Annotated in this window: 12 protein-coding genes; 8 read left to right on the plus strand and 4 right to left on the minus strand. The window is 62.7% G+C overall.

Annotation, left to right across the window (positions count from 1 at the left end):
- Positions 1-43: 43 nt before the first annotated feature.
- Positions 44-1,039 carry a quinone oxidoreductase gene (locus EAO39_RS17000; protein WP_120969739.1) on the minus strand — a complete coding sequence of 332 codons (996 nt, stop codon included), beginning with the start codon at positions 1,037-1,039 and terminating at the stop codon, positions 44-46.
- Between the two features lie 114 nt (positions 1,040-1,153).
- Here EAO39_RS17000 and EAO39_RS17005 point away from each other — a divergent pair, with 114 nt between their 5' ends.
- The 3 genes from EAO39_RS17005 to EAO39_RS17015 all read left to right on the plus strand — a co-directional run bounded on the left by EAO39_RS17005 (position 1,154) and on the right by EAO39_RS17015 (position 8,213).
- The gene (locus EAO39_RS17005; RefSeq protein ID WP_120971214.1) at positions 1,154-2,482 is read left to right on the plus strand and encodes a DEAD/DEAH box helicase; all 1,329 of its coding nucleotides are present in this window, start codon (positions 1,154-1,156) and stop codon (positions 2,480-2,482) included.
- 374 nt (positions 2,483-2,856) lie between these two features.
- Complete coding sequence (locus tag EAO39_RS17010; protein WP_120969742.1) at positions 2,857-3,306, plus strand: hypothetical protein; 450 nt, start codon at positions 2,857-2,859, stop codon at positions 3,304-3,306.
- A 107-nt stretch (positions 3,307-3,413) separates the two neighbouring features.
- The gene (locus EAO39_RS17015) at positions 3,414-8,213 is read left to right on the plus strand and encodes a DUF3320 domain-containing protein (protein WP_120969745.1); all 4,800 of its coding nucleotides are present in this window, start codon (positions 3,414-3,416) and stop codon (positions 8,211-8,213) included.
- 67 nt (positions 8,214-8,280) lie between these two features.
- On the opposite strand, the gene EAO39_RS17020 is transcribed toward EAO39_RS17015, so the two are convergent.
- Positions 8,281-8,781 carry a hypothetical protein gene (locus EAO39_RS17020; RefSeq protein ID WP_120969748.1) on the minus strand — a complete coding sequence of 167 codons (501 nt, stop codon included), beginning with the start codon at positions 8,779-8,781 and terminating at the stop codon, positions 8,281-8,283.
- A 143-nt stretch (positions 8,782-8,924) separates the two neighbouring features.
- Between EAO39_RS17020 and EAO39_RS17025 the strand changes: the two genes are divergently transcribed.
- Positions 8,925-9,389 (plus strand): helix-turn-helix transcriptional regulator, encoded by a 465-nt coding sequence (locus EAO39_RS17025; protein ID WP_120969751.1) that lies wholly within the window; start codon positions 8,925-8,927, stop codon positions 9,387-9,389.
- On the opposite strand, the gene EAO39_RS17030 is transcribed toward EAO39_RS17025, so the two are convergent.
- On the minus strand, positions 9,386-10,150 hold the full coding sequence (locus EAO39_RS17030; RefSeq protein ID WP_120969754.1) for an NAD-dependent deacylase: 765 nt from the start codon (positions 10,148-10,150) through the stop codon (positions 9,386-9,388). The genes EAO39_RS17025 and EAO39_RS17030 overlap by 4 nt on opposite strands.
- 83 nt (positions 10,151-10,233) lie before the next feature.
- Complete coding sequence (locus tag EAO39_RS17035; protein ID WP_120969757.1) at positions 10,234-11,256, minus strand: GlxA family transcriptional regulator; 1,023 nt, start codon at positions 11,254-11,256, stop codon at positions 10,234-10,236.
- A gap of 197 nt (positions 11,257-11,453) precedes the next feature.
- Between EAO39_RS17035 and EAO39_RS17040 the strand changes: the two genes are divergently transcribed.
- From EAO39_RS17040 to EAO39_RS17055, 4 genes are all read left to right on the plus strand, one after another.
- Entirely contained in the window at positions 11,454-12,395 is a 942-nt protein-coding gene (locus EAO39_RS17040; RefSeq protein WP_120969759.1) for a LysR family transcriptional regulator, read from the plus strand.
- Positions 12,396-12,485: 90 nt separating this feature from the next.
- A complete protein-coding gene (locus EAO39_RS17045; RefSeq protein ID WP_120969762.1) occupies positions 12,486-13,472 on the plus strand; it encodes a PDR/VanB family oxidoreductase in 987 nt (328 codons plus the stop codon).
- A 33-nt stretch (positions 13,473-13,505) separates the two neighbouring features.
- Complete coding sequence (locus tag EAO39_RS17050) at positions 13,506-14,588, plus strand: aromatic ring-hydroxylating dioxygenase subunit alpha (RefSeq protein WP_120969765.1); 1,083 nt, start codon at positions 13,506-13,508, stop codon at positions 14,586-14,588.
- Positions 14,589-14,614: 26 nt separating this feature from the next.
- On the plus strand, positions 14,615-15,637 hold the full coding sequence (locus tag EAO39_RS17055) for a xylose isomerase (RefSeq protein WP_120969768.1): 1,023 nt from the start codon (positions 14,615-14,617) through the stop codon (positions 15,635-15,637).
- The last annotated feature ends 54 nt before the right edge of the window (positions 15,638-15,691 follow it).

Consider the following 15,691-nt stretch of genomic DNA (forward strand, 5'->3'; position numbering starts at 1 on the left):
AATCACATGCGCTAAAAGCTATTAATTTACTAACAACCTCAACTCAGGGCACCAGCAAAATCGGCTGAAGTGCACCCTGCGCCTCCAGTTGCCGGTGCGCCCCAGCTGCATCGGCCAGCGCAAACTCCAGCGGCTCACCCATGCAGAAATGCTTGCGGCGCAAGGCCTCGAACACCCGCTCCGCCATGGCGTCACGCTGCTCGGCCTGCTTGACAAAGTGGAACACCATGGGACGGCTTACGCTGCTGGAGCGGGCCGCCAGGCGCGCAATCTCCAGCGGCGCCACCGGCCCCGAGGCCTGGCCGTACATCACCAGCTGCCCACCCCAGCCCAGACTGGCCAGCGAGCCGTCAAAGCTGTCCCGCCCCACGCCGTCATAGGCCACATCCACGCCTTCGCCCTGCGTGAGCTCCATCACACGAGCAGCCACATCCTGCGCGCCCGGGCCCCGGTAGCGGATCACCTCCGCACAGCCCGCCTGCTCCGCCTTGCGGGCCGTGGCGTCGCTGCCAGCCGTGCCGATCACCGTGGCTCCCAGCTGCCTGGCCCACTGGCAAAGAATCTGCCCCATGCCGCCACCCGCCGCCTGTACCAGAATGCGCGAGCCCTGTTCCACCCGGGCCACGCGGTGCAGCAGCACATCGGCCGTCAAGCCACGCAGCAGGCTGGATGCCACCAGGGCATCGCTCAAATCGTCGGGCACGGCAATCAGCTCATCGGCCGCAATCACGCGCTCGGCGGCATACACCGCATAGGCCGACGAGATATAGCAAACCCGGTCGCCCGGCCTGAAGCGCGTCACGCCTTCGCCCAGTTCGGTGACCACACCCACAGCCTCAATACCCGGCGTTCCGGGCAGCGCCAACGTCTTGTAAAGCCCCGAGCGCACATAGATGTCATGAAAATTCACGCCAATGCGGCGGTGCTGCACCCGCACCTGCCCCGCCAGCAAGGGACTGGCCGCCACATTGGCGATTTGCAGCACTTCGGGGCCGCCGTATTCCTGAATCACGATTGCGGGGTAAGTCGCCTGGGCCATGCCTGGATCTCCTGCTGATATGTGTCTGAGCACTGTAGCTTGTCCCTGCGCCATGCTGCGAAGCGGCAATTCCTCGACAATGCGCCTCCTGCACTGCCCTTTTTCATCGTATTTATGTCCTTTGCCCCTTTAGGTCTGCGCCCTGAGCTTGTGAACGCCGCCCGCGAACTGGGTCTGGCCGACGCCACCCCCATCCAGGCCCAGGCCATCCCCGCAGTCCTTTCCGGGCGCGATCTGTGGGCATGCGCGCCCACGGGCTCGGGCAAGACGGCGGCTTATCTGCTGCCGCTGCTGCAACGCTGGCAAGCCGAAAGCGCCAGACGCCAGCACACGGGCTTTGTGCGCAATCTGGCCACACTGATCCTGGTGCCCACGCGCGAGCTGGCCCTGCAGGTGCATGAAAGCCTGAGCGATCTGGCCCGCAACCTCAAGGACCAGCCACGCAGCCGCGTGGTCTACGGCGGCGTCTCCATCAACCCGCAGATGATGCAATTGCGCGGCAGCGCCGATTTCCTGGTGGCCACTCCGGGCCGCCTGCTGGATCTGGTGGATAGCAATGCCGTCAGGCTGGGCCAGGTACAGCATCTGGTGCTGGACGAAGCCGACCGCCTGCTGGATCTGGGCTTTGCCGAAGAACTCAATCGCGTGCTGGCCCTGCTGCCGACCAAGCGCCAGACCCTGCTGTTCTCCGCCACCTATCCGCAAAACGTGGAAGCCCTGGCCACCCAGCTGCTGCACGACCCGGTGCGCGCCCAAGTGGATGCAGGCCAAGACGCTGAACACGCGGCCAGCCCCGAAAACATCGACCAGCGCGCCATTGCCGTGGACAGCACACGCCGTGCCCAGCTGCTGCAACAGCTGGCCAAGGGCAGCAAGCAGGCTGGCGAAGACGGCAGCGCAGAAGATGCGCCAAGCGATGGCTGGGAGCGTGCCCTGGTCTTTGTGGCCAAGCGCCACACGGCCGAGATGCTGGCCAACAAACTCTACAAGAACGGCGTTTTTGCCACCACCTTCCATGGCGACATGAGCCAGGGTGCGCGCAAAGAGGTGCTGGATCAGTTCAAGGCCAAGCGCTGGCAGCTGCTCATTACCACCGATCTGGCCGCACGCGGTATTGATATTTCACAGCTGCCCGTGGTCGTCAACTACGACCTGCCCCGTTCGGCTGCCGACTATATTCATCGCATTGGCCGCACAGGCCGTGCAGGCCATACGGGTCTTGCTATTACTTTTGTTACGCCAGCGGAAACAGCACACTGGAATCTGATCTGCAAGCGCAATGCACTGGATCTCACGCTGGAGCAAGTGGCAGGTTTCGAACCCACCGAGGAAGTGCCACCTCCACCTATAGCCCAGGACGGCAATGGCGGCATCAAGGGCAAGCGCCCCAGCAAGAAGGACAAGCTGCGGGCGGCAGCTGCCAAGCAGCATCCTAACGACTAGAACTCGAACAGAAGACGGCATACCGTCTGATCAAGATTCACTCGCCCAAAGGCCGCATTTTTGCGGCCTTTTTTCTTGGCGCAGCCAGCGTCAACCAGCAGGAAGCAACCTTCAGTTTGCCTTTATTTTTTACTTACAAAACACAACATTTTTTATAAGTTCAAACAATATTTAGCTACTCATTGAAAAGAGCTATTCCTACACCTCGTTACCTCATAGCCAAAGACATTGAGACACAGGGCTTACATGATTTTTTACAGAAATCGGGAATTCATCTGAAGCACCAAACCCCTTGCTCTTTGTGTCATGAACACAAGCCAAGGATGTCTTTTGACGGGTCTGCATGCGTGTTGCAAGCAAAGTGGGGAAGAGAAATGAATTCGTTCAAAGCATTGGCAGCGTTCATCCTGACTGTTTCCGGTGGTGCTTTGCATGCCGAGGAAAGCTGGCACATCAATCTTCATACCGTCAGCTACCACTTCAGTGAGCGGCAACACGGCAAGCAATGGAATCAAGAGAACCTGGGCCTAGGCATCAGGCGCGAATTCTCCAGCGATCTATCGGTGCAGGCCGGCTTTTACCGCAACAGCATTGATCAGTGGAGCACCTATGCCATCGGCGAGTACACTCCCATCGCCATGGGCAATCTGCAAACCGGCGTCTATGCAGGGCTGCGCACCAATTACACCAAGCCCGTCATGCTCGCAGCAGGTGCCCTGCTTCGCTGGCAAAGCGAGCGCTACAGCGTGACGCTCAGGGCCGCGCCCAAGATGTGCAACCAATGCTCCGCTTTTGTCGCGCTGGAGTTCGGCTTCAAGCTCTGACAAACGGAGCTCAGGTACCGCCATTGAATCGCCATGCAAGCGCCATCGGGTTCATCAGCACAGTGGAGCAGGCTAAAGTGCCAACTCACTGTGCTTTTTGAAGCCTCATGCAAGCAGACCCGAACTTCTCCCCCATCGCCCGTCAATTGGAAAAAAGCCGCCAGGCGCTGCTGGACCTGTCCACGCGCAACCGGCTGCTGAGCCTGCCGCAAAGTGCCTCGGCCAAGTTGCTGCACTTTGCCGACGAGCTGACGCCCGAGGTCTATCGCCTGCTGGTCGTCGAAGGTCGGGCCATGAGCTTTGTGCCCGCCAAGGCCGGCGAAACCCAGAGCAATGCATCCGGGGCTGATGCAGCCTATGCGCCAGACGCATTGGCCCTGCCCCAGCCAGAAGCCGACTCGCTCGCAGACCCGGCGGCCGGCGTCGCCCCCCGTCACCGCGATCTGAAGCTGCAGACCCGCTTGGGTACGGAGCAGTTGCAGCGCCGCCTGCTGGACATGTATTCCGACGCCCGCACCTTTGTGGAGGAGCAAGGCGTCAACATCCTGTTCCTGGCCCTGGGCCAGCTGAAATGGAAAGACAGAAATGCGCCGGACAAGGAACGCTTTGCGCCGCTGATTTTGCTGCCCGTGGCGCTGGAGCGCAAAAGCGCGGCCGAGCGCTTCACACTCTCCTGGCTGCAGGAAGATGCGGCAGAAAACCTGTCTCTGGCCGCCAAGCTCAAGGCCGACTTCGGCCTGGAGCTACCCGAATTCAAGGCCGGCGACGACTTCGACCCGGCCGACTATCTGGAGCAGACCCGCGCGCGCCTGGCTTCGCAAGCGGACTGGGAAGTGCTGCCCCATGCGATGACGCTGGGCTTTTTCAGCTTTGCCAAGTTCCTCATGTACCGCGACCTGGATGCCAGCACCTGGCCCCAGGGCCAGCGCATTGACGAGCAGCCGCTGATCGCCGCCACCTTGCAGAACGGCTTTGCAGCGCGCGATGCCCTGTTTCCCGAGGATGCCGAGATCGATCAGTTGATTCCTGTGGTCGGTCAGCGCCATGTGGTGGATGCCGACAGCTCGCAGTCCCTGGCCATAGAGGCCGTGCGCCGTGGCGAGAATCTGGTGATTCAAGGCCCGCCGGGCACGGGCAAATCGCAGACCATCACCAATGTGATTGCGGCGGCGATTGCCGATGGCAAAAAAGTGCTGTTCATCTCCGAGAAGATGGCGGCGCTGGAGGTGGTTTACCGCCGTCTCAAAGCCGTGGGCTTGGGCCCTGCCTGTCTGGAGCTGCACAGCCACCACGCCAACAAGCGCAAGGTGCTGGAGGAGCTCAAGGCCACGCGCGATCTGGGCAAGCCCCGGGTGGAGCAGCGCGACCAAATCATCAACGAGCTGACGGGCGTGCAGCAGCAGCTCAACCAGCACAGCCAGACCCTGCACACGGCGTTGGCGCCCTGTGCGCTCACGCCTTATCAAATCCTGGGTCGCCTGGCCCGGCTCGATGCCGTGCAGATCGCCCATCTGCCCGAGCTGCTCCAGGGCTCGCCACAATGGTCTCCCCCGGAGCTTCACGCCCGCAGCCAGCTGGTGCAAGCCCTGCGCCAGGCGGCTGCCAAAGTCTGGCCCGTGACCGAGCATGCCTGGCGCGGCGTCTGCCATCCGGCACTACTCAAGCTTGACGCGGACCGCTTTCTACAAACTCTGCCCGCGCTGCAACAGCAGCTACAGCTATTGCTACAAAAAATAGAGCTTCTTGCTCAATCATTGCATGGGATTGAAGCTAAAAACATCGAAGAACTTCAGCAGCAGATTGCCTTGGCCGAGCAACTGGGCAGTGCACCGCCACTCGACAGGCAGGCCGTGGCCAACGCCATCTGGGAGCATGGCATGGCCAGACTGCAGCAGCTGGTGGCCGCCTGCACGCAGTTCCAGCTCCTGGCCCCGTCAGTACGCGAGCACTTTGCGGAATCTGCATGGACGGTGGACTGGAACAGCCCGCGCCAGCTGATCGCCGCCCATGGCGATTCGCTGTTTCGCATCTTCCACAGCGGCTACCGACAGGCACTTTCCAGTCTCAAAGCCCAGCTCAAAACCCCGTTACCCCCAAACAGGCAGCTGCGGCTGGCGCGGATTGACGAGCTCATGGAGGCCCAAGGCCTGCGCCAGACCCTGGCCCAGCAACAAGCCGATGGCGCTGCCGCCTTTGGCAGCTTGTGGCAGGGCGAAACCAGCCCATGGGGCCAGCTGCAAGCCGTGCTGAGCTGGATGGCCGGCCCCGATGGCACTGGCCACAGCGAGAGCTTTCGCAGGCTGTTTGCCCAGCTGGCTTCGCCCGAGCAATGCGCACAGCTGGCGCAAGACGCCCAAACATCGCTGCAGGCTTTTGAGCCGGCAGCGCAGGCCGTGCTGGCCAATTACCAGTTCGATACCCGCGAGGCTTTTGCCGCCAGCGCCCTGGCACAAGTGCCGCTGCAAGCCCTGAGCGAACGCCTGGCATGGTGGATGGAGCAGCCCGCCAGCCTGCTGGACTGGACCGCCTACCATGCCACCCGCCTGCAAGCCCGCGAAGCCGGACTTGCGCCCCTGGTGAGCGAGTTGGAGCAGCAGGCCCTCAGCCTGGACGCCCTGCCCCAGGCCTTTGAGCGCGCCTACTACGAAAGCCTGCTGCGTCAGGCCACGCAGCAGGCTCCCGAGCTGGTGGCCTTCAACGGCGACCAGCACAACCTCAAGGTGCAGCAGTTTCGTTCGCTGGATCTGCAGCGCATCGCGTTGGCACGGGCCCAGTCCGCGCTATCGCATTACGAGCAGGTTCCGCGCACCGCCTATGGGCAAAGCGCCGGTATTGGCCCCATGGGCGTGATCAATGGCGAGATTGTGCGCAAGCGCGGCCATATGCCGCTGCGCAAGCTGTTCAAGCTGGCCGGCGAGGCCGTGCAAGCCATCAAGCCAGTGTTCATGATGAGCCCGCTGTCCGTGGCCCAGTTTCTGGAGCCTGGCGCCGTGGAGTTCGATCTGCTGGTGATTGACGAAGCCAGCCAGATCGAGCCCGTGGATGCCCTGGGCTCGGTGGCCCGCTGCAAGCAGCTGGTGGTGGTGGGCGATGAGCGCCAGTTGCCGCCCACCCGTTTTTTCTCGCGCATGACCAGCGAGCAGGAATTGCCCGACGAGGACGACGAAGACGCGCTGATTGCCGGCGCCGCCGATGTGGAAAGCATTCTGGGCCTGTGCGTTGCCAAGGGCATGCCCCAACTCATGCTGCGCTGGCATTACCGCAGCCGCCACCAGTCGCTGATTGCCGTATCCAACCAGCAGTTCTACAACAGCCAGCTATTCATCGTGCCCAGCCCCTACACGGCCCATGCGCACATGGGCCTGCGCTTTCACCATGTGGCCGAGGGCCGCTTTGACAGCGGCGCCACGCGCGTGAACCGGGTGGAAGCCCAGACCATTGCCAGGGCCATCATGCAGCACGCCCTGCAAACACCGCAGCTGAGCCTGGGCGTGGCGGCGTTTTCGCTGCAGCAGAAAGTGGCGATTCAAGACGAGCTGGAGCTGCTGCGCCGCCAGCAGCCCGAGGCCGAACCTTTCTTTGTCGCCCACCCCAACGAGCCCTTCTTCATCAAGAACCTGGAAAATGTGCAGGGCGACGAGCGCGACGTCATCTATATCTCGGTGGCCTATGGCCGCAATCAGGACGGCTATCTGCCCATGCGCTTTGGCCCGGTCAGCGCCGATGGCGGCGAGCGGCGCCTGAATGTGCTGATTTCGCGCGCCAAGCAGCGCTGCGAGGTGTTTTCCTCCATCACCGCCGACGATATCGACCTGGAGCGCGGCAAGGGCCAGGGCGTGGCCGCCCTCAAGGTCTTTCTGCACTACGCAGCCACAGGCCAGCTGGCCGTGGCCGATGCCAGCGGCCGCACGCTGGAGTCGCCGCTGGAAGAAGATGTGTACCAGGCCCTAGTGGACGAAGGCCTGACCGTGCACACGCAAATCGGTATTGCCGGCTTTTTTATCGATCTGGCCGTGGTGGACCCTGCGCAGCCGGGCCGCTATCTGCTGGGCATAGAGTGCGACGGCGCCAGCTATCACAGCTCGCGCAGCGCACGCGACCGTGACCGCCTGCGTCAGACCGTGCTCGAAGGCCATGGCTGGAAGCTGCACCGCATCTGGGGCTGCGACTGGTTCCGCCAGCCGCGCGCCGAGACGGCCAAGGTACTGGCCGCAGTTCAGGCCGCTATCGCGCAAGCTGCGGCACAGGAACAATCCGAGCCAGATCAGCCTCCAGACCAGGCACAAACTGCGGATACCGCTATCAAAACCGTGGAACGCACGCCCGAAACCGAAACCGCGCAGACGGCTGCTGCCAAGGCGTTGGCCCAGCCCTATGCCCTGGCACAGCTGAGCGTGCCTGCCGAGCTGGAACTGCACAGCGTTCCCACCGCCCGCTTGGCGCAGATTCTGCTGCAGGTGGTGGAGGCAGAAGGCCCGGTGCATTTTGACGAACTCACCACCCGCATCCGCACGCTGTGGGGCCTGCAGCGCGCGGGCAGCCGCATCCGCGAAGCGCTGGACGCAGCCAGGCAAAGCCTGCTGGCCGACCAGGCCATCAGCATGGAAGAGGAGTTTCTGGACATTCCGGGCCGCAGCATTCGCGTGCGCGACCGCTCGGCCGCTGCCTCCGCCAATCTGCGCAAGCTCGAATGCCTGCCACCGGCAGAAATCCGCCAGGCGATTGTGGCGACGCTGCACAGCAACCTGGGCGGCCAGCGCGACGAGCTGCCCACTGCCGTGGCCCGCCTGCTGGGGCTGAGCGCCATTACCGCGCCGGTGCGCGAGCTGATCCTGGCCCAGCTCGATGCCTTGCATGCCAGCGCCAAGCTGGAGTTCAACGGCACGCTGTACCGGCTTGCCGCCTGACAAGAGCGTGCAGCAAAAGGCCCGGGATCAGTCCCGGGCCTTGGCGGTTGGAGCTTCAAGCGCGACTTCAGCTCACCTTGTGATCCTCGCCCTTGGCGGCCTGCATGGCCTCGGGCTCCAACTCCTCGGCCGATCGGTTCAAGTGCACAAACAGGCCCCAGCCGGCCAGCAAGATGCCCACCGCCACAATCAAGGCCGCCGAGTACAGCATGTCGGCAGCAGAATCCTGGGCCTTGAAGGTAGCTACCAACCCTTCAATGGCAAGAGCCACCACCAGCACCACCATGAAGCGCGAGAGAAAGCGGCGCACACGGGTTGGGCCGCTGATATGGGCTTCGCGAATCACCTCCTCCTCCACCACGGTCTGCGCAATCTGCAGAGCGACGACGCCTGATGCCAGCGTCCCCAGGACCTCTACGATATGCAGGGTGGCCTTCTCATTGAGCCCGGCATTCAGAATCTGCCAGCCCCGGCTGCACGCCACCCAGATCAGGGCCAGCGAGGCCAGCGTGAACAACAGCGCAATCAGGGAATGAATCACGGTGAAGAGCGTGTGCAATGCTTTCATCTCAAGACCTCCGTCGGTTGGAGCCCATGGTTTCACAGCCATCCAGGCCCAGACCGTAGGACGATGCGAAAACTCGCCGCCTGATAGCGATAGAAACCATGCGCAAGGCATGATGGGCTCCGCAAGCCCACTACCATTGGCATATGCCCCGTCAGAACACCAGTCCCGCAGCCTTTCCACCGGCCATTCTTTTGCAGATCGAACAACTGGCCCAGCGCATCGTCAGCCTGCGCAAAAGCCGGGGCGAGACCCAGCTGCAGTGGGCCACCCGGCTGGGTATCTCCCAGCCCACCATGGCGCGCATAGAACGCGGCGACCCGGCCGTGGCCATGGCCACCTATGTGTCCTGCCTGTGGCAGCTCAACCCGGCCCTGGATCTGGCGCAGCTGCTGGCCGCCCCTGCAACACAGCCACCGCTGCAGCCCCCCGCTACCGATTCAGTAGCTATCAGCGCAAGCAAGCCGGCTGCCAGCGCCCCAAAAGCCTCAAAATCCAGCCCTTCCATTTCGATCAAGACCCCGCCCACGGCCGATCAGCAAGCTGCCATCGAACACAACTTTGCCGCCGCCAAGGCGGCCTTGGATTTTTTCAAAAGCCCGCTGTTCTAAACATTGAGCAAAGCCGGCAGCACCGCCGCCGCCGGGCCGCGCAGCAAGACATCGGCCACCTCATCAAGCTCGCTGGGCTGGGGGTTGACGATGACGATCTTGGCCCCGTGGCGCTTGGCACGAATGGCCAGACCGGCCGCCGGATATACCGCCCCCGAGGTGCCTACCACCAGCATCAACTCGCAGGTGTTGGCCGCACTTTCGGCGGCATTCCAGACAGCGGGTGACAAGGCCTCGCCGAACCAGACCACGGCCGGGCGGCGCATATTGCCGCACAGGGCGCAGCGCGGCGGCTCGGCGGCGGTCACCGCATCCGCTTGGCAGCGGCCGCAGCCGGCTTCCAGCCAGCGGTCTTGCATCAATTCGCCATGCAGATTGAGCACGCCTGCGCTGCCGGCACGCTGATGCAGGCCATCCACATTCTGTGTAATCAGCGTCATACACCCCGGATGCCGCCCGGCCCAGGAAGCCAGCGCCCGATGGCCGGCATTGGGCTGCACGGCGGCTATCAGCTCGCGCCGGTACTGGTACCAGCGCCACACCAGGGCCGGATCGCGTCTAAAGCCTTTTTCGCTGGCCATGTCCTCGGGCTTGAACTGCGCCCAGAAAGCCGATCCCCCGTCCCTGAAGGTGGGCACACCCGATTCGGCGCTGATGCCTGCGCCGGTGAGCACGGCCAGGCGCTGGGTGTTGGCCAGCCATTGCTGCACCTGTGCCAGATTTGGGGATGCATAGTCACCGGTTTCCAAAAAATCAGTCATGAAATCTGCGCTTTATGAAGTGAGGCCGAACGCGGCCAAGCGAGTTGAAGCGGCCATGTGAGCTGCAGCTGCCATGCCGGCGCTCAATCGCCAAAGCGCTCGCGGTAAGCCACCGGGGTGATGCCCAGGCGGCGCACAAACAGCTGACGCAGCGCCTGCTCCGAGCCCAGGCCCACATGGGCGGCCACGGTCTTGAGCGGCCACTGGCTCTGGGTTTCCAGCAGCTGCTTGGCCGCCTCCAGCCTGGCGTTTTCCACAAAGGCCGATGGGCTCAGCCCGGTTTCCTGCTGGAACACGCGACGGAAATGCCGCTCGCTCATTGCCGCCTGCTCGGCCATCTGCGCCAGCGTCACGGGCTCGCCCAGATGGGCCAGCACCCATTGCTGCACGGCCTGCACGCCTCGGTGGCGCGTGGATTGCGCGGCCAGCGGCACGCTGAACTGCGACTGACCGCCGGGACGCTTCAAGTACATGACCAGATCGCGCGCCACCTCCAGCGCCAGCGCATGGCCGAAGTCCTGCTCCACCAGGGCCAGGGCCAGGTCTATGCCTGCCGTCACCCCGGCCGAAGTCCAGATCTGGCGCGCGCCATCGCTGTCCTTGACATCGTCACGTACATAGATGGCATCGGCATCCACCTGCACCCGCGGATAGCGCTGGGCCAGGGCGGCGGCCACGCTCCAGTGGGTGGCCGCGCGGCGGCCATCGAGCAAGCCGGCTTCGGCCAGAAAAAAGCTGCCGGAGCACAGGGCAATCAGCCGCTGCACCCGGGGCGCCACGGCCTGCAGCCACTGCACCAGCTCGGCCGAAGCGCCCAGCACGGTTTCGATATGACGCGAGCCCACCACGATCACCGTGCAGCCCGTGCCCCGCTGCTGCAGATCGGCCAGAGACTGCGTGGCCTGCAGCGCCATCAAGGTGTCTGACTGCACAAAGCCCTGCTGCGCCGCCGTGATGCTCACCTCATAGCCATCGCTTAGGCCGCGCGCGCGCAGATGGACATTGGCGTAGTCGAACACAGACATGGGGCCCACCGCCTCCAGCGACTTGAAGCCGGGGTAGACGATGAGATCGATCCGATGAGGCAGGGTATGGCGGTGTTCCATAGGGAAAAGCAGTGAGCACAAATAGCAGCGACACATGGCGGCTAGCGAAAGCTCCGACTATAAGAGCCCGGACAACCCAGATGGCCGACACCTGCAAATACCTGGAACATCGGCCATAGTGCAAAGCTTGGCGCCAAACACGCACATCGCACGCCTCTACCCACAACAAGTCACCTCAGCCAGGCATTCATCCAACCATGCATATTCACGCCCGCGGCCTGCTTTACTTCGATGCCATCCGGCGCAACGGGTCGATACGCGGCGCCGCACGCCAGCTGTTCATCGATGCTTCGGCCGTCAACCGCCAGCTGCTGCAGCTTGAGCAGGAGCTCGGTTTTGCCTTGTTTGAGCGCCTGAGCAGCGGCCTGCAGCTCACACCGGCAGGAGAGCTGTTTGCCCGGCACGCCACCCATGTGTTGCAGGATGAGCAGTGGCTTCAGGACGAGTTGGACATGTTGCGCGGCCTGCAGCGCGGCAAGGTCCATGTGGTGAGTGTGGAAAGCTTGCACAGCGCGCTGCTGCCCGAGGTGATTGGCAGCATGCTGGCGCGCCATCCCGGCGTCTCCCTGCATGTCACCTCTGCCAGCTCCGGCAACATTGCTGAATATGTCACCAATGGACGCGCCGATGTAGGCATGGCCTTCGACATGCCCCAGCATGAAGATCTGGAGCATGCAGCTAGCGGCGTTTTTCGTCTGGGGGCATTGCTTACCGCCGGTCATCCCCTGGCCCGCAAGCGCAGCGTGACGCTAGCGCAATGCACGCCATGGCCGTTCATTCTCGGCACCGAAGACCTCGCCTCCTATGCGCTGATTCATGGCGAATTGAGCGCCTTGCACGAACCGCCCAAAACCGTGGTGCGCGCTACGTCGGTAGAGCTGATGAAGCAGCTCGCATCGGCCGGACACGGCATTGCATTCCAGACCCGGCTGGGTCTTGAAACCTCAACCTCCGCTGCAACGCCTTGCGCGCAATTTGTTCCCCTGGTGTCAGCTCAAGGCACGCCCATCATGGGCACACTGGGCATTCATGTGCGCAGTGGGCGCAGCCTGCCGCCTGCCACAGCGGCTTTCATCGACTGCGCCAGCCAGGTCATCCTTCGTCTTGCCATGCAAGATGCTCGCCCGCCTCGGCGATAGATTCGCAGCTTCTGGCTGTTGCATTTCTGGCTACAGCCATGTGCAAATTCGGCAATTTTCAACCACAAGCACCGGGCCTAGCATGAGCCCATGCAATCCTCTTCACATTCCTCCCCCACCCCAGACACGCTGGTGCTGGAGCTTACGGCGGCCCAAGCACTGACGCCCGAAGTCCGCAGGCTGCAGCTGCGCAGGCCTGACGGCCAGCGCCTGCCCGCTTTTACCGCCGGCGCCCATATCCGCGTGCACATACCAGGTGCTGGCGCAGAGCCCACGCGCTGCTATTCGCTGGTCAACAGCGATGGTGACGGTCTGATCTATGAAATCGCGGTGAAGCGTGAGTGCGCAGGCCGGGGTGGCTCGCAGTTCATGCACCAACTGGCGATAGGCCAGCAAATCCTGGTCACCCCGCCGAAGAACGACTTCGCCTTGCACAAGCCACCGCATGAGGCCTTGCTGATTGCAGGTGGCATAGGGATCACCCCTATTCTGTCCATGACCAGGCATTTGCAGGCAACGAACAGGCCCTATGCCCTGCACTACGGCGCCCGCAGCGCGGCATTCATGCCTTATCTCCAGGAGATTGAAGCACTGGCCGGCAGCAGGGCGCAGCTGTATTTCGACGACGGCAACCCCTCGCGCGGCATGCCGCTGGCAAGCCTGCTCGGCGCACCCAAAACCTCACGCCACGTCTATGTGTGCGGTCCACGTGCGCTAATCGATGCCACACTGGCCCAGGCCCTGCACCTGGGCTGGCCGCGCAGCCAGATTCATTTCGAACTTTTCTCGGCACCTGCTACCACGGCAGCAGACCGCGGCACGACCATCGATCTGGCACGCAGCGGCCGCCAGATCGACGTGCCTGCCGGCACGTCCATGCTAGATGGCTTGATCGCCGCCGGCTGCGATCCCTTGTTCGACTGCCGGCGCGGCGAATGCGGCATGTGCGCGGTGCACATGCTCGATGGCGAGGTCGAGCACCGCGACTACGCCCTGTCGGATGAGCAGCACAGCGAAGGTCTGGTCTGCATCTGTGTCGCACGCGCACGCAGCAACCGCATCACGCTGGATCTTTGAGCCGGCACCCAAGACCTATTGAAAGGAGACACGATGAGCAGCTTTGTGAAAAACGCCTGGTATGTGGCCGCATGGAGTGGAGAAATTGGCCGCTACCCGATGGCGCGGACCATTTTGGGCGAAAACCTGGTGTTCTGGCGCCGCCAGGACGGCTCACCAGCCGCCCTGATAGACCGCTGCCCACACAAGCTGGCACCGCTGTCCGCTGGTTCGCTGGTCGGTGACGATCTGCAATGCGGCTACCACGGCATGACGTTCAACAGCCATGGCCAATGCGTGCGCATCCCCGGCCAGATAGCCATCCCACCCTCGGCCTGCGCACGCCCCTTTCCTCTGCTGGAGCGCTTTGGTGCAGTCTGGGTCTGGATGGGAGAACCGGCCCTCGCCGATGCTTCACAGATAGTGGAAGTGCGCCGTTACGGCGAGCCAGGCTGGGGCCTAGTGGATGGCCAGTATCTGCACTTTGACTGCAACTACCTCAACATCACCGACAACTTGGTCGATCCAGCCCACACCACCTATGTGCACAGGAACACCATAGGCAACGCGGCAGCCGAGGACGTGAGCGTGAAAGTGGAGCAAGGCGAGAACCATGTACTGGCCTACCGCTGGGTGAATGACTCCGAGCCCGTTCCGCTGGTCAAGGCCATGGGCAATTTTGCCGGGCAGGTTGATCGCTGGCAGTACTACTACCTCCATCTGCCCTCGGTATCCTGTGTCGACTTCGGCAGCATCGCCGCAAACCGGGAGCACAGCGAGCAGGAAATGGATGCTGGCCTGCGTTCGTTCTCCTACAACTTCCTCACGCCCGAGACCGAGACCACGACCCACTATTTCTGGCTGCATCTTCGCAACTATCAGCCAGACAGCACCCAGGCCAGCGCTCAGGTGACGCAACTGATGACGGACACTTTTCTCGAAGATGCCGCCATTCTGGCCCTGGTGCAACGTGAACAAGATCGCACCGGAATCCGAGAATTCGTGCGTCTGGGCATAGACAACGCGCCTGCGCGCATTCGCCGGCTGATTGCCCGCCGGCAGGAGGCCGAGCAACAGATGGCGCAGGAAGCCGTCTCGACTGCACCGCCTTCATCCAGCCAAGCGCTAACAGCCTGATTGACAGCGACAAACCGAGGTAAGCCATGCAAAATTTCTCCCTGGGTTGCAACGGCCGCGGCATACGCCATTGCGAGCCTTTGCCGCTTGAAGCGCAATTCAAGATGCTGCGCGACAGCAAAGTCTTCGACCACTTCGACCGTATGCCCCAGCCGGGCCAAGAGCGCGAGTACCTGCGGCTGGCCAACAAATACGGCATGCCGCTGCGCACCGGTCTCTGGTCCTATACCGCAGGGCGCGACGAGACGGCACTGGAAAAAAACCTGCGGGTATGCAAGGAAGCAGGTGCCGAGTTTCACAACATCATGCTGTACACCCGCCATGCCGCAGGGCATGTGGTGACGGACGACGACATCGTCGCCTTCTACCTCCATGCCTGGGACCTGGGCCAGCGCATAGGCATAGCGATAGGCATGGAAAACCACATCTATATGTGGAGCGAAGATCCACGCCGCATCACTCCGCTGGCCAGGCACGTGCGTGCACGAGGACTGCCGTTTCAGTTCGTGCTGGACCACAGCCATGTGTTGCTCAAGCTGGACAACCCCGAAGAACAGGATGTGGTCGGCATCCGTGCGCAAGTCGAATCGGGCGAGGTGATCATAGATCCCTATGAAAGCGGCAACCTCATCGACGACTGGATTGGCCAGAATATGGTGCACTGGCTGCAGATACGCCCGGTCTCACCCGACGGCCCACGCAATATCTGGCAGCTGACGGACAACGGCCACTACGGCCGTGCCTGTCAGTACCCGTTCACCCGCCCTGGTCCCGGCCAGTGGCATGAGAGCTGGACTGCATGGCGTGTCGAGCCCTGCAAAGAGGTCGTACGGCGTGCACTGCACCACCACTACACCACGCCAGACAGCCCGCTGCGCTATATCACTACCGACATGATCGACATGCCAGACTACGGCGGCGGCACCCGATACTCTCTTTTCGAGCAAAACGTAGCCATTGCCCACTGGTTCCGGGACACGGCTGGACAGATCCGCGCGCAGCACCAGTCTCGGCACGCGACAGCAGCCTGTGAAGCCAGCAGCGGCTGAAGTACATTCATGGCCGAAGCCCTTAATTGCATCGATATTCGGCCAAAGTCCTTC

It is taken from the genome of Comamonas sp. lk, from assembly GCF_900564145.1.
Taxonomy (GTDB): domain Bacteria; phylum Pseudomonadota; class Gammaproteobacteria; order Burkholderiales; family Burkholderiaceae_C; genus Comamonas.